This is a genomic window from Pseudomonas sp. RIT357 (assembly GCF_000632245.1).
Lineage (GTDB): Bacteria > Pseudomonadota > Gammaproteobacteria > Pseudomonadales > Pseudomonadaceae > Aquipseudomonas > Aquipseudomonas sivasensis.
In genome coordinates, this window is the sequence record NZ_JFYX01000048.1 from 77,346 (window position 1) to 93,821 (window position 16,476).

Annotated in this window: 26 protein-coding genes; 25 read left to right on the top strand and 1 reads right to left on the bottom strand. The window is 58.6% G+C overall.

The genetic code is table 11. From position 1 onward, the window contains the following. Positions 1-13: 13 nt before the first annotated feature. The 9 genes from BW43_RS28605 to BW43_RS02310 all read left to right on the top strand — a co-directional run bounded on the left by BW43_RS28605 (position 14) and on the right by BW43_RS02310 (position 5,128). The gene (locus tag BW43_RS28605) at positions 14-241 is read left to right on the top strand and encodes a helix-turn-helix transcriptional regulator (protein WP_074900406.1); all 228 of its coding nucleotides are present in this window, start codon (positions 14-16) and stop codon (positions 239-241) included. 80 nt (positions 242-321) lie between these two features. Continuing rightward, on the top strand, positions 322-747 hold the full coding sequence (locus tag BW43_RS02345; RefSeq protein WP_032891179.1) for a phage regulatory CII family protein: 426 nt from the start codon (positions 322-324) through the stop codon (positions 745-747). A gap of 65 nt (positions 748-812) precedes the next feature. After that, positions 813-1,658 (top strand): replication protein, encoded by an 846-nt coding sequence (locus BW43_RS02340; protein ID WP_081797894.1) that lies wholly within the window; start codon positions 813-815, stop codon positions 1,656-1,658. After that, positions 1,648-2,454, top strand: a complete 807-nt coding sequence (locus BW43_RS02335; protein WP_032891183.1) for an ATP-binding protein — start codon at positions 1,648-1,650, stop codon at positions 2,452-2,454. The genes BW43_RS02340 and BW43_RS02335 overlap by 11 nt, the downstream gene beginning before the upstream one ends. Next, positions 2,454-2,732 carry a hypothetical protein gene (locus tag BW43_RS02330; RefSeq protein WP_032891185.1) on the top strand — a complete coding sequence of 93 codons (279 nt, stop codon included), beginning with the start codon at positions 2,454-2,456 and terminating at the stop codon, positions 2,730-2,732. Before BW43_RS02335 ends, BW43_RS02330 begins: the two co-directional genes overlap by 1 nt. Then, a complete protein-coding gene (locus BW43_RS02325) occupies positions 2,729-3,145 on the top strand; it encodes a recombination protein NinB (protein ID WP_032891187.1) in 417 nt (138 codons plus the stop codon). Before BW43_RS02330 ends, BW43_RS02325 begins: the two co-directional genes overlap by 4 nt. A 202-nt stretch (positions 3,146-3,347) precedes the next feature. Beyond that, a complete protein-coding gene (locus BW43_RS02320; protein ID WP_032891189.1) occupies positions 3,348-3,953 on the top strand; it encodes a recombination protein NinG in 606 nt (201 codons plus the stop codon). After that, positions 3,950-4,531 carry a hypothetical protein gene (locus BW43_RS02315; protein WP_032891191.1) on the top strand — a complete coding sequence of 194 codons (582 nt, stop codon included), beginning with the start codon at positions 3,950-3,952 and terminating at the stop codon, positions 4,529-4,531. The genes BW43_RS02320 and BW43_RS02315 overlap by 4 nt, the downstream gene beginning before the upstream one ends. A 6-nt stretch (positions 4,532-4,537) precedes the next feature. Further along, positions 4,538-5,128 (top strand): hypothetical protein, encoded by a 591-nt coding sequence (locus BW43_RS02310; RefSeq protein ID WP_032891192.1) that lies wholly within the window; start codon positions 4,538-4,540, stop codon positions 5,126-5,128. Positions 5,129-5,230: 102 nt separating this feature from the next. Here BW43_RS02310 and BW43_RS02305 read toward each other — a convergent pair whose 3' ends face one another. Beyond that, positions 5,231-5,488: a hypothetical protein gene (locus BW43_RS02305; RefSeq protein WP_032891194.1), complete on the bottom strand. Its 258-nt coding sequence runs from the start codon at positions 5,486-5,488 to the stop codon at positions 5,231-5,233. A gap of 286 nt (positions 5,489-5,774) precedes the next feature. On the opposite strand from BW43_RS02305, the gene BW43_RS02300 reads away from it, so the two are divergent. The 16 genes from BW43_RS02300 to BW43_RS02230 all read left to right on the top strand — a co-directional run bounded on the left by BW43_RS02300 (position 5,775) and on the right by BW43_RS02230 (position 16,409). Beyond that, positions 5,775-6,107: a phage holin, lambda family gene (locus BW43_RS02300; protein WP_032891196.1), complete on the top strand. Its 333-nt coding sequence runs from the start codon at positions 5,775-5,777 to the stop codon at positions 6,105-6,107. Positions 6,108-6,156: 49 nt separating this feature from the next. After that, the gene (locus BW43_RS02295; protein WP_032891197.1) at positions 6,157-6,348 is read left to right on the top strand and encodes a hypothetical protein; all 192 of its coding nucleotides are present in this window, start codon (positions 6,157-6,159) and stop codon (positions 6,346-6,348) included. Continuing rightward, on the top strand, positions 6,345-6,596 hold the full coding sequence (locus BW43_RS02290; protein WP_032891199.1) for a hypothetical protein: 252 nt from the start codon (positions 6,345-6,347) through the stop codon (positions 6,594-6,596). The genes BW43_RS02295 and BW43_RS02290 overlap by 4 nt, the downstream gene beginning before the upstream one ends. Before the next feature lie 9 nt (positions 6,597-6,605). After that, positions 6,606-7,205 (top strand): hypothetical protein, encoded by a 600-nt coding sequence (locus tag BW43_RS02285; protein WP_032891201.1) that lies wholly within the window; start codon positions 6,606-6,608, stop codon positions 7,203-7,205. 1 nt (position 7,206) lies between these two features. Then, a complete protein-coding gene (locus tag BW43_RS02280; protein WP_032891203.1) occupies positions 7,207-8,697 on the top strand; it encodes a terminase in 1,491 nt (496 codons plus the stop codon). Continuing rightward, on the top strand, positions 8,697-10,157 hold the full coding sequence (locus BW43_RS02275; protein ID WP_032891204.1) for a DUF4055 domain-containing protein: 1,461 nt from the start codon (positions 8,697-8,699) through the stop codon (positions 10,155-10,157). Before BW43_RS02280 ends, BW43_RS02275 begins: the two co-directional genes overlap by 1 nt. Continuing rightward, positions 10,075-11,187 carry a minor capsid protein gene (locus tag BW43_RS02270; RefSeq protein WP_032891206.1) on the top strand — a complete coding sequence of 371 codons (1,113 nt, stop codon included), beginning with the start codon at positions 10,075-10,077 and terminating at the stop codon, positions 11,185-11,187. Before BW43_RS02275 ends, BW43_RS02270 begins: the two co-directional genes overlap by 83 nt. A gap of 8 nt (positions 11,188-11,195) precedes the next feature. After that, entirely contained in the window at positions 11,196-11,681 is a 486-nt protein-coding gene (locus tag BW43_RS02265) for a DnaT-like ssDNA-binding protein (RefSeq protein WP_032891208.1), read from the top strand. Between the two features lie 66 nt (positions 11,682-11,747). Next, positions 11,748-12,362: a hypothetical protein gene (locus BW43_RS28000; protein WP_050442877.1), complete on the top strand. Its 615-nt coding sequence runs from the start codon at positions 11,748-11,750 to the stop codon at positions 12,360-12,362. Between the two features lie 88 nt (positions 12,363-12,450). Further along, positions 12,451-13,188 carry a hypothetical protein gene (locus BW43_RS02260; RefSeq protein ID WP_032891504.1) on the top strand — a complete coding sequence of 246 codons (738 nt, stop codon included), beginning with the start codon at positions 12,451-12,453 and terminating at the stop codon, positions 13,186-13,188. Positions 13,189-13,191: 3 nt separating this feature from the next. Then, positions 13,192-14,157 (top strand): major capsid protein, encoded by a 966-nt coding sequence (locus BW43_RS02255; protein ID WP_032891209.1) that lies wholly within the window; start codon positions 13,192-13,194, stop codon positions 14,155-14,157. Between the two features lie 48 nt (positions 14,158-14,205). Then, positions 14,206-14,622, top strand: coding sequence for a hypothetical protein (locus BW43_RS02250; RefSeq protein ID WP_032891212.1), 417 nt, complete (start codon positions 14,206-14,208; stop codon positions 14,620-14,622). A 3-nt stretch (positions 14,623-14,625) separates the two neighbouring features. Beyond that, positions 14,626-15,003 (top strand): hypothetical protein, encoded by a 378-nt coding sequence (locus tag BW43_RS02245; RefSeq protein ID WP_032891213.1) that lies wholly within the window; start codon positions 14,626-14,628, stop codon positions 15,001-15,003. Positions 15,004-15,005: 2 nt separating this feature from the next. Next, on the top strand, positions 15,006-15,398 hold the full coding sequence (locus BW43_RS02240; protein ID WP_032891215.1) for a hypothetical protein: 393 nt from the start codon (positions 15,006-15,008) through the stop codon (positions 15,396-15,398). Position 15,399: 1 nt separating this feature from the next. Beyond that, positions 15,400-15,996 carry a hypothetical protein gene (locus BW43_RS02235; RefSeq protein WP_032891217.1) on the top strand — a complete coding sequence of 199 codons (597 nt, stop codon included), beginning with the start codon at positions 15,400-15,402 and terminating at the stop codon, positions 15,994-15,996. Further along, positions 15,993-16,409, top strand: coding sequence for a phage tail terminator-like protein (locus tag BW43_RS02230; protein ID WP_032891218.1), 417 nt, complete (start codon positions 15,993-15,995; stop codon positions 16,407-16,409). The genes BW43_RS02235 and BW43_RS02230 overlap by 4 nt, the downstream gene beginning before the upstream one ends. Positions 16,410-16,476: the final 67 nt, after the last annotated feature.

Below are 16,476 nucleotides of genomic sequence, written 5' to 3' on the forward strand. Positions count from 1 at the left end.
AGGAGCGATTTCCATGAACCACGTCCGAAACATTCGAGAGAAAGCTGGGATTACCCAGGCTGCCCTTCGTCGGTCGCTTGGGTGGAATCAATCACGCCTCGCTAATTACGAATCCGGCCTTCGCTGTCCCGGGCTCAGCGAGGCACGACTGATCGTGTCTGCATTGAACGCCTTGGGTGCCAAGTGCGTTCTTGATGAGGCATTTCCGCCTGCGGGCGTTTCATCCCAGTCCGCCGCCTGACATCCCTGTCCGCCGTTCCATTGAGCAAATGATCGCCTCTGCACTTGCAGGGCGCCACGTAAAGAATTTCGAGGTGTTACATGCAGGAATTGATGAAGGCGATCTATGACGTCGTGGACGAACACGGGGCGGGGAGGATTGCGGATGGCGCTAGCTTCTCTTCGAAGACGCTGCTTTCTCAAAAAGCGAACCCTGACTATGACAGCCACAAGCTGAACGTCCAGGAGCTGCACCGAATTATGAAGTTCACCCAGGACTTCCGGCCACTGAAGGCGTGGGCTGAGGCTTTCGGTTTCGACCTGGTGCCAAAGGAAAAGCCCGAAGGCATCAACCTTAACACCGCGCTGCTGCGCCTGCATGCAGACCTGGCTGACGTTACGCGCCTTGCCTTCGATGCTCAGGCCGATGGCCGCGTTTGCACTCGCGAGAAATATGAACTGCTCAAGGAGGCCGAGGAAGTGATCGTCAGCCTGGAAGTGTTCAAGCAGTCCGTGAAGGCAGCCTGAATTTCAGACACAAAAAAGCCACCGGACGAGGGTGGCTTCTTCTACAGCGGTAAGCGAGATAAATCATGCCAAACATTGTTCCGATACACAACCCTCGGGGGTTCACCCGAATGGACAACCAGATGATGGATGGCTTGATGGCCATCGATTTGTCGGCGCGCGAAATGAAGATCGTTCTGTACGTGGCAAAGGCAACCTTGAACTTCAGCACGGGCGCCCATCGCATCCCGGCGGTCGATATCGCGAAAGCCACCCACATCCACCCTGACACGGTGTCGAAGGCTATTTCCGGCCTGCTGCGCCGTCGCGTGCTGTACCGAGAGGGTGGTGCGCGCGGTGACATTGGTGTTTGCGACCCTAAAGAGTGGATCTTCGTAGTAGAGCCGAAACAGACCATATCGTCTGATTCGGCTCAAGTGGTCCGAATCGGCTCAACCGCGAAACAGACCAAAACCGACGACTCCCTTCTTTATACAAAGAAAGAACCCCTATTAACTCTTTCTTCGAAAGAGATTAATCCGCCCCAACCAAAATCCGAACCGGCGAAGCCTGATCGCAAGGCTCCGTTCGGCATGCCCCAGCTGCTGGCCGACAACCCGTACAACGTCCCTGAGCAACTGCTGGCTGACTGGCTGACCCAGCGCAAGGCCAAGCGCGCCGCCGTGACCGCCACCGTCTGGTCAACCGTGAACACCGAACTTGCCAAGTGCGCCGAGGCCGGGATCACCGCCGAAGACGCAATCACCGAAGCGTTGAATTCTGGCTGGCAAGGTTTCAAGGCGTCCTGGGTGATCAAGCGCCTGGCGGAATCTGCACCGGCCCCGGCCCCCCAGTCTCGCCACACCGGTTTCGCCGATCGCAACTACACCAACGGTCTGATTCAGCGTGAGGACGGCTCCTATGCGATCTGAGCAAATCCAACCGACGCCGGAGCTGCCAGCGGGCGCTCGCACCCAGCCTGCCCACTGCGAAACCCACGGCGATTACGACCAAAAGGTTTTCCCGGTGTTGGGCAAGGAGCTGAAAAGCGGTTGCCCTGAGTGCGGCCGGATCATTCGCGAGAAGGCCGACGCTGCTGAGCTGGCCAACAAGGCGATGGAGCTGCGCATGTCCATGGAGCGCAAGCTCGGCGCCGCACTGATCCCCAAGCGTTTCGCCAGCAAGACGCTGGATGGATACGTTGCCACCACCACGGAGCAACGAAAGGCGCTGAACACCTGCCGCCGGTATGCCGCTGAGTTCGCGCAGATCGCCGAGACGGGCCGCTGCCTGTTGCTGCTGGGCAAGCCCGGCACCGGCAAGACGCACCTGTCCGTGGCGATCGCCAACGAGATCATGGCCAAGTCCAGCGCAACGGCGGTGTACCGCACCATCGGCGCCGTGCTGCAGGCCATCCGCGCGACCTACGACCATTCCAGTGACCAGAGCGAAAGCCAGATCCTGGCCAGCCTGATCAGCCCCTCGCTGCTCATCCTGGACGAGATCGGCGTCAGCAAGGAGAAGCCCAGCGACTTCGAGCTGACCACACTATTCGCGATCATCAACGGCCGGTACGAAGAGCAGCGCCCGACGGTGATCATTTCCAACCTGGATGGGCAGTCGCTGCCGGCGGCCATTGGCGAACGCTGCATTGATCGCTTGCGGGAGGGCGGTGTGATCGTGATCCCGTTTGAGTGGGAATCCCTGCGCGGCAAGGAGGGTTTCTGATGAGCGACGACAAGATGCGTTACGAGTTTGAGGCGTGGGCTCTTGCCCGGTTCATCAACTCCGACACCACGCGTCCTCTGGAGCGATATCCAGAAGATCCTGACCAATACCGATACAGCATGGTGAATATGGCTTGGGTTTCCTGGCAGGCCTCCCGCGAGGCGCTGGTTATTGAGCTGCCTGACCACCTCAAGTACGCCGACCATGGAGAGGCCTTCTATGTGGTCAAGGATTGTGCAGAAGCCATCGAAGCCCCGGGCCTTAAGGTGAATTCATGACCAGCCTTCAGATCCGCAACGAATCAGATCGCAACAAGGCCATGGGATACATCGCCGGCCTGGATCTCGCAAAACCTAAGAAGCTGGCCATCACCGAAGTGGACCGCAGTGGGGAGCAGAACAAGGCCCTGCACGCGGCGCTGGCCGATATCGCCGCCCAGGTCGAGCACGCCGGGAAGAAGTGGGATGTCCTGATTTGGAAGCGCCTGCTGACAGCCGCGTGGCTGCGCGAGACGGGAGACCAGCCGCAGATGATCCCGGCGGTAGACGGCAACGGCTTCGACGTCATCTACGAGCGCACCAGCAAGCTCACCGTAAAGCAGTGCGGTGAGTTGATCGAGTGGGTGCACGCTTTCGGCGCCGAGCACCAGGTGCGCTGGACACAAAAGGACAATTGGGGAGGGCGCTACTGATGAGCCATCAACAATGCGAATGCCATCGGTGTATTGCTGAGCACAAGCTGGGCCAGCAGGTCGGCTCCATGTGGTTGCCGCTCTCATCCACCAGAATGATTCTGTGCCCTGTGTGTGGCTGCAAACGCTGCCCCAAGGCAAGCGACCATGATCTGGCATGCACGGACAGCAATGAGCCAGGCCAGGCTGGGAGCGTGTACCAATGACCATCGAACGGAAGCCGGCCAAGCCGAAGAAATGCCGCGTTGCTACGTGCAGGGCCTCATTCGTCCCTTCGCGGATGGGTCAGGCGGTGTGCAGTCCGGCCTGCGCAATGATCGACGCTCCCAGGCATGAGCCTAAGGCCCGCAAGGCGCTGGCTGAGATCGGGCGCAAGGACATCAAGGTCCGCAAGGAGAAGCTGAAGAACAGGGCGGATCACCTGCGCGAAGCCCAGGCGGCGGTCAACGAATACGTGCGCCTGCGTGACGCGCACCTGCCATGCATCAGCTGCGACTCGACGCCCAACGACAACGACCTCATGACTGGCAGCCGATGGGACGCTGGGCATTACCGATCCGTGGGTGCCTGCCCAGAGCTGCGCTTCGAGCCACTGAACATCCATCGCCAGTGTGTGAAGTGCAACCGCAATCTGTCCGGCAATGCCGTGGAGTACCGCATACGCCTGGTGTTGCGCATCGGCGCCGAGAAGGTGGCATGGCTGGAGGGTCTTCACCCTGCCTGCAAGTACACCGTGGAAGAGATCAAGGTCATCAAGGCTAAGTACCGGGCACTGACCAGAGAGCTGAAAAAGGGGGAGGCAGCATGAAGATCAACTCAGCGCGCCAGGCGTGGCATGACTGCAAATACAATCCGGCCCCGGGCCAGGCCTCTGACGTCGTTCAGCTCGGTGTGGTGGTGCAGAACACCGAGCGCGGGCCAACGGCGAACCACGCGGTGCACGGCGCGCTAGCTGGGCACATCCAGTCGGCCATTGCCAGGCTGCACCCGCAGATCCGGGTGTTCGGCGACTTTATGTACGCCGCTGAGCAGAGTGACGACATCCGCGAGGCCGCGGAAGAGGTCGTTTTCCTGATGGTGGTCGGCAAGTCGCCACGCATGACGGCAGCCAAGCGCGAGAAGCTGGAGTTCGTCGTGAAGGGGGTGATGCGCCGGTATCAGCACATGCACCAGGGCGGTCAGTCGTCCAACGAAGATTCGCTGGCCAATGCAGAGAAGTTCAGGTCGTGGATGTGGAGGGTTTACGAGGTGCGTTTAGAGTCATGTGCCTGGGCCCGGGATTGGGAGCCGTACATTGAACGAGTTTTCGAGTGTTGTGCGGATCTTGATAGAATGGCGCTAAGCCCGGTAGCGGCGGTCATTTATCAAATGAAAGAGGCGGCATAACGATCTATGGATGGGTTGGAGACGTGGGACATCATAAAGATTGCGGCCGGAAGCGGCGTTTTAGCAGGGGTCGTTAATTTTGGAGCTTCATGGTTCAAGGAGGGTAGGCAAAGAGCTCAACAACGTCGGCTAGAAGCAGAAATTGACGCAATTCACCTTATTTCAAAGCTGGATGCTCTTGCGGTTCAATGCGCAAACAATTATTGGGAATTTCAAGATCTTTGGGCTAGCGTACGAGGTGACAAGGAGGAGGGCAAAATTGGGTGTGCGAAACCCGAACTGAAAATTGCTTCTGAGGCCCTATCTAAAATTGATCGTGGTCTAGCATGCCGAATTGCGTGGTTAGAGAACGATGTGAGATTGGGTGATGATGGTATTAGGGCCAGATGGAAAGAGTATCTAGATCTTGAGGATGCGCTTGCGGCAGATGCAAATCTTGTTGGCTACTTCGGCTACGAAGCCCTGCTGATCTCTCGAGAGCTTAGGAATAAATACAAGCTTAGGTCTGAGCGTATCCAGTGGGGTATGCCTCAAATTGAAGAGCAGCTTTCAAGGTGTTCATCCCAAACCAAGAAATTCTTTGACGATGACAATTGACTTCCTGCACGGCTGAGAGCATGATTTTGCCATCGTTAGGGTTTTGCCTTTGGCAACTTACTCACTTATCCAAAAAACCCGGCCATCGAGCCGGGTTTTTTATTAGTCTGCTACGGCTGTGACTTCAACTACGTTAAAGGTGGTCAAACTATACCAGCCAACAGTTTTTAGCTGCAGTAAGACTTCACCATTAAACCAGTGTGGCTCCACTTCATCTAGGTCCACAGTCTGCGGCTTAAAGCTTTGATGAGCAGCTTGGGTTTCCTCGGGTAAATCTTCAAACTTAAAGTCTTCTCGTAAAACGAGTTTTAATTGGTCGCCGCGACCGTCAGTACCGAAGTAGCAGATTACATTGTACATTCCAGATAACCCTCCTCGCGAATGGCTTCATGCCTTTCATTACGCGTGATTATCTAGGAATTCTTCTCTATTACTCAATAGCTGTGGCCTCGTTATAGCGAACCTAAAGGTTTTAGCGGGCGGTATTGAAGCCAGTACACATTTAGGGCCTCGACATTGATCGAGGCCTTTTCGTTTTCGGCTCCACCACACCCATTGTTCCGAGCTGGGAGTGCTGCTGGGGCTGATTCAAATCTGCAGGTCATGGCCTGTCATATTCACAACTCCCTGACGGGGAGGAACCGAGATGTCCAACATGCCAGACAAACCAGACACATGGGCGATTGCGCTTGCGTGGTTGAGCCAGCATTCGCCAATCCTCTATGCGGCTGCGCTGTCCTGCGCCATGGCTGTCCTGCGTATCACCTACGGTGGTGGTACACGACGCCAGATGCTGGTGGAGGGCGCTATTTGTGGCGGCCTCACCTTGACCATCATCAGCGGCCTGGACTTCTTCGGCCTGCCCCAAAGCATGGCCACCTTCGCAGGTGGATGGGTAGGCTTCCTGGGTGTGGAGAAGATCCGGTCAATTGCTGACCGCGTGACTGACTTCAAGCTGCCAGGTCGCAAGGTCGATTAATCCGCGACACGTTTTCGAATGCGCCAAATCGTGGCGCGAGGTTTAGCAAATGAGCAACGTCAGCCGGCTGCGACACGTGCTACCAATGAGCCCGGACATCAACGCTGCGGTCGGCGCTCTCGACAAGGCTATTGCCGATGCTGTGGATGCTGCCAAGGCTGCCGGTTTGCCTCAGGGCCTGGTCGTCAGCCTGCTTCACGGGCACGCCCATGCACAGACACACCAAATGGTGACCGAATGACCGTCAAGGTACTGGAGTTCAAGCGGGAGGGCTGGCGAGACGCCGCTAAAACCCTGCGCAAGATCGCCGATGACCTCGATGCCGGCACGCATCCCGAATGCACGGTCGGCGCCTTGACGCTGATCGGCGCGAAGGGAGAGGTGACCGTGCTCGGTCTCGGCCCCAAGTGCGACGACCTGCAGTGCCTGGGTGCCATGCGCCTGGGTGAGCAGAAGCTGATTGATGTGCTGCTGGACAGCCAAGACTAAGGATTCTCCATGACAATCAAGCAGCCCGACTGGGAGGCAATCGAACGCGCCTACCGGGCTGGTTCGCTTTCCATCAGGACGATCGCTGAGCGCCAAGGCGTGAGCGACACTGCAATCCGGAAGAAAGCCAAGGTTCAAGGATGGGCGAGAGACCTATCCGACCAGGTGCGCAAAGAGGTTCGCAGCAAGCTGGTTCGCGGAGAGGTTCGCAACGACCAAGGCGCGAACTGCGAACTTGACGCCGAGATCATCGAAGAGGCCGCAGAAGAAGGGGCCCGGGTGGTTCGCAGCCATCGCCGAGACATTCGGAAGGCGACGAACCTTGCGAACCTGCTGATGGATGACCTGCTCAACACCATCCAGCGCCGCGAAGAGATCGAAGAGGCGATCATCGACGAAACTGACGAGGACAATAACGGCATGCGCCGGGCCTCGATGCTCGCTGCTGTCGCGCTACCCAGCAATTCCAAAACCTTGTTTCAGCTTTCCTCTGCAATGAAGAACCTGCAAGTTCTGGAGCGTCAGGCATTCAGCCTGGACGAGAAGGAAAAGACGGACGACGCCGACGAGATCTCGAAGATGATGGACGAATTATCACAGGACGCCTGATATGAAACCCGAGCACATGAAGCTGCTTCGGGATCGATTCTGGCGACTGAATAATCTCTACTTCATCACCGACAAGCAGGGTAAGAAGGTTCGCTTCCGCATGACGCAGGAGCAGATCGATTACTTCCAGGGGATGCATACCCGGAACATCATCCTGAAAGCTCGCCAGTTGGGCTTTACGACGCTGGTGTGCATCGTCCAGTTGGATGCAGCGTTGTTCGAGGCTGCCAAGTGCGCCTTGATCGCTCACACACTGAACGACGCGAAGCGACTGTTTCGTGAAAAGGTCAAGTACGCCTACGACAACTTGCCGAAGGAGCTGCGCGCTGCCAACCCGGCGAGGAATGACGCCGCCGGTGAGCTGGTGTTCAGCAAGGGCGGCTCGCTTTACGTCTCCACCTCGTTCCGTGGTGGCACGCTGCGCTACCTGCACGTATCCGAGTTCGGGAAGATCTGCGCCAAGTTCCCGCACAAGGCGCGGGAGATCGTCACCGGTGCTTTCGAGGCTGTCGCTGCTGAGTGTTTCGTCACCATCGAGTCGACGGCAGAAGGCCGGGCCGGGTATTTCTTTGATTACAGTCAGTCAGCAGAACGCCAGCAACTGGTTGGTGTGCCACTGGGGCTGCTCGACTGGAAGTTCTTTTTCTTCAGTTGGTGGAACAACAAGGCCTACAGCCTTGATTCGACCGAGGTGGTACTGCCCCAGCGCCTGACCGACTACTTCAACGAACTGCACGCCAAGCACGGGATCATCACCAACGACGGCCAGCGCGCCTGGTATGCGGCCAAGGAGAAGACGCTCGGCGACGACATGAAACGGGAGTACCCGTCATTACCGGCGGAAGCCTTCCAGCAGTCGATCGAGGGCGCTTATTACGCCAAGCAGTTCACCAAGCTTTACGCCGCTCAACGCATTGCCGCGCTACCCGACAACAGCCACCTTCCAGTTCACACGATATGGGATATCGGCGTCGGCGACTCCACGGCCATCTGGTTTGTCCGGATTGTCGGCGAGGAATATCACGTCATCGACTTCTACGAGAACAGCGGTGAAGGCCTTCGGCACTACATGAAGGTGCTCAAAGATCGCAAATACACGTATGGCGATCACTGGGGCCCGCACGACATTGATAACCGCGAATTCGGCAGCGACGGCAAGACTCGCCGCGAACTGGCTCGCGAGGGCTACGAGATTGACGGGCAAAAATACAGCCTCAAGTTCAGCGTTGTTCCAAAGCTCGGCATCGACGAAGGCATTGAGCAGGTTCGGGAGATCCTTCCGGCCTGTGCCTTCGATGAGTCCAAGTGCGAACTGGGCATTTCCTGCCTGGAGAACTACCGAAAGGAGTGGGACGACAAGCGGGGCTGCTGGAAAGACAAACCACTTCACGATTGGTCATCGCACGGCGCGGATGCCTTCCGGTACTTCGCCGTCTCGATGGGCCGACGCAAACGCACAGGCGGAACACGCCGAATTGGAGGCTTGGCCTGATGCCAGTGCAATCGACAAACCCCGACTACGACGCGCACATCGCCGAGTGGGAGATGATGGACGACGCACTCGAGGGTGAATGCGCCGTAAAGCGCAACGAGCGCAACCTGCCCAAGCCGAGCGGTATGGTTGAGGCCGAGAAGATCGACGCCGCCGGTAACAAGTATCTGTACCAGAACTACACCGATCGGGCCCAGTACGAGCACTGGGTGCGGGATTCGCTGAGGTCGATGATGGGCCTGGTCTCCCGACTAATCCCGGAGATCGAATTACCCGCCGGCCTGAAGGGGTTGGAGGACAACGCCACGGCGGACGGCTTCGGCCTGAAGCAGTTGTTCTTCCGTATGGTGCGTCAGGCTATCTCCCACGGCCGGGTGCCGCTGGTGGTGAACATCGACGATAGCGGCGAACCTTATTTCTCGACCTACGCGACGCGCAACGCGATCAACTGGGATACTGCTCATCAAGGCGGCCGGCAGGACCTGATCCTTTCGGTATTCCGTGAGTTCCGCAAGAAGGGTGGCGATCGATACAGCCATGACTGCGACACGGTGTTCCGTGAGTTCTTCATGGAGGGCGATATCTGCTACACAGCGGTGCGCAACGAGGGCGGGGATCTGGTCGAGGACGAAAGACCGCTGGGCACCACCGGCACCGACAATCGCCTGGTCAAAGGCTTGCCCTACCTGCCGGTGATCTACTGCGGCTCGACCGACAACTCACCGGAAGTGGACGAGGTGCCGCTGCTGACCATGGCTCGGGCCGCGTTGAAGTCATACCAGTTGAGCGCTGATTACTTCACGTCACTGCATCAGACCAGTCACCCGCAGCCGTGGGTTTCTGGGCTGGATGAGGCAGTAGAGCTGAGCGTCACCGGGCCATCTGCTGCGTGGGATCTTGGACCTTCTGGATCATGCGGCTATCTGGAGTTCCAGGGCGCCGGGATCGAAGCCGTACGCAAGGCCATGGACGACCAGAAGAACGCCGCGCTTGAGGCTGGCGCCAAGGTTATGGACGTGGGCGGCATCGAGTCGGGCGAGGCGCGTAAAACACGTCAGAACGATCAGCACGCCACGCTGCACAGCATCGTCATCACTGTGGCCGAGGCGGTGGAGCAGGGCTTGCGGTACGCGGCCGAGTGGAAGGGCTACGAACCGAAGCAGGTTAAGTTCAAAGTGAACCCTGAGTTCGTGACCCCTGTGGTCGATGCCCAGGTACTCGCCGAACTGCTCAAGGGTGTGATGGCTGGCACGATCAGCGCCGACACCTACTGGCAGTACCTCACCACCGGCAAGTTGCCGGAGCGCCCCTATGACGAAGAGGCCGACCTGATCAGCGACGAACGCGAGTCGGCCGGCATCAACTTGGACAAAGACGATGCCATCGACAAACCTGGCGCAGGCGGACAGCCAACTGCTGGAGCAGACGACTCGGCACTCGGTAATGCTGGAGCGGCTTAAAGCTGGCGAGGTCAAGAAGTTCGAGAAGTACCTGCGCCAGATAGACGCTCTGGTGCGGGAGCACTTGACTCGCAAGGAGCTGACCACCTATAGCCGGGACCGGCTTGAGCAGTTCCTGGCCAGGGTAGATGGGAAGCTGCTGCAGATCTACAAGGCCTACGGCGACCTGGTGCAGGCAGATCTCGTCGATATCGCGCTCTATGAATCGACCTTTGAGGCAAAAAGCCTGAGCAATGCGCTTTCCATCGACGCGGTGGTGCCAACCAATACGGTGATCCGCGCGGCGGTGTTCTCCTATCCGCTTCAGGTCAAGGGCATCGACGGCGGGAAGCTGCTGAAGAGCTTTGTCAGCGGCTGGACGCGGACCGAGACGATGCGCGTCACGAACACTATCCGGCTCGGCTTTGGCCAAGGCCAGACCAATGCACAGATCATCCAGGCGATTCGCGGCACCGCTGCACAGAACTTCACGGATGGCGTCTTGGCGGTGAGCAACCGCAACGCTGCGGCCGTGGTGCAGACGGCAATTCAGCATGTGGCCACGACGGCGCGGATGGAGACGCTGAAGGCCAACAGTGACGTGGTGCTGGGCTATCGCTGGGTGTCGACGCTCGATCGCAAGACCTCGCAGCAATGCAAGGGCCTGGATGGGATGCGTTTCGACCTGGGCAAAGGTCCGCTGCCACCGGCGCACATCAACTGCCGGTCAACCACGGTGCCGACCACCAGGCTTTCGGAGATGTTCGCTAAGGACGCCACACGCGCCTCGGTGGGCGATAACGGTGGGGCCCAGGTCGACGCAGGCCTGAATTATTACGAGTGGCTGGCAACGCAGCCGGCGAGTTTTCAGGATCATGCCCTTGGTCCGGTCCGGGGCAAGTTGTTCCGCGATGGCGGGCTGACGCCGGAGAAGTTCGCCAAGCTACAGCTCGACAAGTCGTTCAAACCGCTGACCCTGGCGCAGCTGAAGGAGGCCGAACCTGACATGTTCATCCGAGCAGGCGTTACACTCGGCGCTCAACCAGGTTGAGACAGCACATGCAGATCATCGTTGAGGACGGGAAGGGCAGGCCAGACGCGAATAGCTTCGTGCCGCTGGAGAAGCTGACCTTCTACCGCGACTACTACGGGTTCCGGATACCTGAAGCTGAGGCTGACCAGGTCGAACTGCTGCTGCGCGCTGCGGCCGACATCAACAATCGCCAGTGGAAGGGCCGCAAGGCCAGGCCTGAGCAGGCAATGGCCTGGCCCCGGCGTGAATGCAAGATCGAATACCAAACGCTTTCCGAGACATTCGTGCCCTTTGAGCTGGAATGGGGCCAGGTACGGCTGGCGGTCGAGATATATGCTGTCGAACAGGGCTTCCAGATCGAGGAGCCAACGCATTGCACTGAGCCCAATGGCCGGCGCACACGGCTCAATCGCGATACGCCAGGCTTTCGCATGCGGCCGCCGCCATACGCGCCGAGCAGGACACAGTTCGCCGATTACCTAGTCATGCGTGGGTTGACTGTCGTTGAGTAGAGTGCGAAGCGATTGGCCGGTAGCGTGCTGGCTGCTATAAGCTCCTGCTATTTAGGGAGCTAGTTAATGAATTGGATGGCAGTGCTGATCGCGGCGCTAATGTGCCTCATTTGCGGGATGCTTGGACTTACCGCAGGCATCAATCTTAACTCTACGTCGACTGTTTCCTACGTTTGGGATTGGAATACCGCTGGAAGCTGGGTCTCTGGGGTGGGAGCTCTGCTAGCCGTTCTTGCTAGCCTATGGATGGCTAACCGCGGCGAGAGAATTCAAGCGGAAAGAGAGAAGGAAAATCTGAAGATTGATGTAAGGGTGGGCGGCATGTTTGCGCATCTGCACATCGTTTCTCTCGGACATTACCCGGTAACAGTAAAGACCGTGCTTATTGGTCGTTCGACCAAAAACGCCATCAGCCCCGTCCTTAACGATTCTTCGGGAGATCAAATTATATTTCCCGTTCGTTTGGGCTTTAGGGAGGAAATACATGCCAGTTGGCGGTCAGATCAGGCCAAACAATTAGTAACGATCGTAAATTGGTTGCAGCCCTTCACCCTAAATGAATTGACGATCGAAGTAATCACATCGATGGATGTGTACGTTATGCCCGTGGATGCCAAGTTCATTGCCTGGCTACAGGATGCAGCCAACAGGCATGATATTAATCTTCTAAGCCCGCATTGACTTTATCGATGCAAATTCCAAACCTCGGCCATGCCGGGGTTTTTTTATGCCTGCAAAGCGGGCCGACCAAACCCAAGGGGTGCACCAAGTGGCAGACGAAAACCAGATTGATCTTGAAGACCCGGCAGTTCAGACCGCCATTGCTGCAGCTGTCGAGGCTGCTACCCTGGGCCTCAAGAACAAAAATACCGAGCTGCTTGGCTCGCTCCGGACCACCAAAACCGAGCTGGACGGCTTCAAGTCCCAGTTTGACGGCCTGGACATCGCCGCCGTGAAAGGACTACTGACCAAGGTTGGCCAGGATGAAGAGACCAAGCTGATTGCCGAGGGCAAGCTGGACGAGGTCATCACTCGCCGTACAGAGCGCCTGCGCACCGACTACGACACCAAGCTGGCAGTCGAAAAGGCCCGTGCCGACAAGGCTGAGCAATTCGCAGCCAAGTACAGCGACAAGGTGCTGGCCGATTCCATCCGCGCTGCCGCGATCAAGGCTGGCGCGCTCCCTGAGGCTGCGGAGGACATCATCCTGCGTGCCCGAGGCACTTTCAAACTCAGTGAAGACGGTGAGGCAATCGCCACCGATCGTGACGGCGAGGTCGTTTACGGGAAGGACGGGAAAACCCCGCTGTCGCCGCTCGAATGGGCGGAATCCCTTCGTGAAACAGCAACACACCTGTGGCCAAGGGCTCAGGGTGCCGGGCAGACTGGCGACAACGGTGGCAAGGCCACGAAAAAGTGGGGTGAGTACACGGAAACCGAGCGCGCTGCGATCGCCCGTGACAACCCTGATCTCTTCAAGAAAATCCAGGCCACCAAAGGAACCTAATCCATGGCAACTACCCAACTGACTGACATCTTCGTCAGCGACTACTACGCCTCCCTGGCGCCGGTTAACAGCCCGGAAAAGACTGCTGTATACGAGTCGGGCATTGTGACTCGCTCCCCTGTGCTAGACGCGATCGCCTCCGGCAGCCAGGGCACCGCCGAGATCAGCTACTGGCAGGATCTCAATGCCGATGAGGCGCCGAACATCAGCAACGACGACCCGAACGACCAGGGCGAAGTCGGCAAGGTCACCCAGGACAGCATGCGTGCCCGCGTTCTGTACCTCAACAAAGGCTACGGCGTAACCGATCTGACTGCTGAGCTGGCAAACACCGAGCCTCAGCAGCAGATTCGTAACCGCTTCGGCACCTACTGGACCCGACAGTGGCAGCGTTACACCCTGGGCGCGGCTCGAGGCATCATTGCCTCGAACATCGCAAACAACGGCGGTGATATGGTCGTCGACGCGGGCGCGACCATCAGTGCGAACGCCTTCCAGGATGCCGCGTTCACCGCCGGCGATGCTGCAGACCAGTTCGGCGCAATCGGTGTGCATTCGGTCGTCATGAACCAGATGGTCAAGCAGGACCTCATTGAGTACCTGCGTGACTCCGAGGGCAAGATCATCCTGGCTACCTACCTCGGTAAGCCAGTGTTCATGGACGATGCCCTGGTGTATGGCGCGGGTAAGTACCTGTCCGTGTTCTTCGGTCAGGGCGCGTTCGGTTACGGCGAAGGCACGCCGAAGGTTCCGGTAGAACTGGAGCGTAAGCCCGGCGGCGGTAACGGCGGCGGTGCCGAAGTGCTGTGGGAGCGGAAGACCTACATCCTCCAGCCCGCGGGCTTCAGTTGGAAGGGTTCCGAGGCTCAGAACCTCAGCCCGACCGCCGCCCAATACGCCGCTGCTGCGAACTGGCAGCGTGTCTTCAGCCGCAAACAGGTTCCGTTCGCAGCTGTAATCAGCGGCTAATCATGGTGAGCGAGGGATGTTTAGTCATCCCTCTGCATGGAGAATCTCATGTCTTATATTGTGTACTCCGATAGCGATACGATCGAGAAAATCGAGGGTATCGCTTATCGAAAACTGAGCGAGTTTTATGGGGTAGTTGCAGGTGCTTTCGGCGTCTTCATTGATGGCAATGCCCCATCCATTGTCGAGGCGTACGAGGCTGCCGGTGTTGAGGTTCTGAGCGAGGCGCCAACCAACCCAAAGCCGCCCCTACCGGGCGCTGCAGTGAATTGGGGTGATATCAAAGGCAAGCCGGCGCTGCTTGCTTTGGGCGCAACCGCCGATACGGCGGCCGCAGGGAACCACAATCATGCGATCACAGCCAATGCTGCGTCAGGGCTGGCGGCGGCAGCGAACGTGCAGGCAGCTTTCCAGGCCGTGTCTACGCGCGTGAAAACACTCGAAGACGCAGCTGCTGCGGGGTAAACCATGACCGACTTCATCACCGTTGCCGACGTTGACGCCAAACTCGGTCCTGACTGGGCTGGCACCGGTGATCCGGTCCTTGCTGTGGCCATGGCCAACGCCTGGCTCACGGCCAAGATTAAGCGGGCTGCTCCCGATCCGGTACCGGCCGAGATCAAAACAGCCGGCGCCCAGGTCGCCAAAGAAGCTGCGGCGGGCAAGCTTTACACAGCAACGCAGAAGGAAGTGCAGAGCAAGACGGTCTCGGCTCAGTCCGGCACATCGGTGAGCAAAACCTATGTGGCGGGCTCAACCGATCAGTCGGCTGGCGTGAACTTCGCCCTGGCGCTGCTGGAGCCTTGGATCAAGCGCTCCGGCGTGATTATGCTGAAAAGGATCTGATCATGGGGATGCGGGAAGATATCCAGGCCGATCTGGCCGAAGCATTCGACGACCCCGATAGCTTGGCCGATGCAGTCAAACCGGTGACGGGCGTGCGCAAGGTTGTGGGCGAGTATGACCCTGACCTGGGCGGCGAAACGCCCGAGACCACTGTTACCTACATGGGCCGCGGCGTCCTGGGTAGCTACCTGTCCAAGGAGATCGACGGCTCTCTGATCCAGACGACCGACAAGAAGCTGCTGGTTCTCCAAAACGAGCTATTCGTGTCAGATGGCGGCGTGCCAACGGCGGTACCGGCAGCGCCGGCCATTGGCGACATTATCAACGGCCTCCGGGTTATGAATGTGTCCGCCGACCCGGCAGATGCCACCTGGACCGCTCAGTTGAGGAAGTGACATGGCAAGTAAAGGCGCAGGCCAGTCCGGCAGTTTCGCCCTAAGCCTCGCTGCGTTTGCCGCCCAGGCTACCGAAGCACTCGACGCAAGCCTGCGCGAGATCATCATCAAGATCGGTAACAGCCTGATCCGCATGTCTCCCGTGGGTAACCCGGAGATCTGGGCGCAGAACACTGTGGCGACCCAGTACAACAAGGCCGTCGACGACCACAACAGCGCGCTGCGTAGTGATCCGGCCAACCTCACGAAGGCGGGTAGGCTAAGGCCTGGGCGCAAGGTACACGACGGCATGGACATCGTAGCCCCGGAAGGCTACGTGGGCGGCAGGTTTCGCGGTAACTGGATGTTCAGCATCGGCACCCCGAACAACGCCACGACCGAAGAGGTCGACCCTACGGGCAGCAAGTCAACGGCGCGTATCACTGCCGGCGCAATCGAATTCAAAGCAGGTGACACCTGCTACATCACCAACAGTCTCGGTTATGCCATCCCGCTGGAGTTCGGCCATTCGACCCAGGCGCCCGGCGGCATGGTCCGGGTAACCGTGGCTCGCTTTCAGCAGATCGTGCTGGAGGCCATCAGGAACAACCAGGTATGAGTCACGCAATCATCGCCTCGATCTACGAGGCAAAGCTCATCGCCTGGAACGCTGTCAGGTCGGAGAAGCTGAAGCTCGTCTTCGAGAACACGGCCTACACGCCGGCGGCGGGCGAGACGTATCTGCGGGTTTTCACGATCCCGGGCGACACTGCTAGCAACACGCTCGGGGGCGATCACCTGCTGTTCACCGGAGTGTTCCAGGTGAGCATTATCACGCCGGCCGGCACCGGCAAGGCCAAGACGAATCCAATCGCAGCAGAACTGACCGACCTGTTCCCTCTTTACGCGCGGGACACGAAGGGCGCGGTTACCGTGGTGACAATGTCGCCAGTTGACCCGGGCCCTGGCATCGCGGGCGATTCCACTTACACCGTCCCGATCTCGTTCTTGTACCGGGCCGACACCAACTGATCCCGCCCATTGGGCAAACCCAGAGACCCGCCATTGAGCGGGTTTTTTCACATCTGCAAAGAGGAAA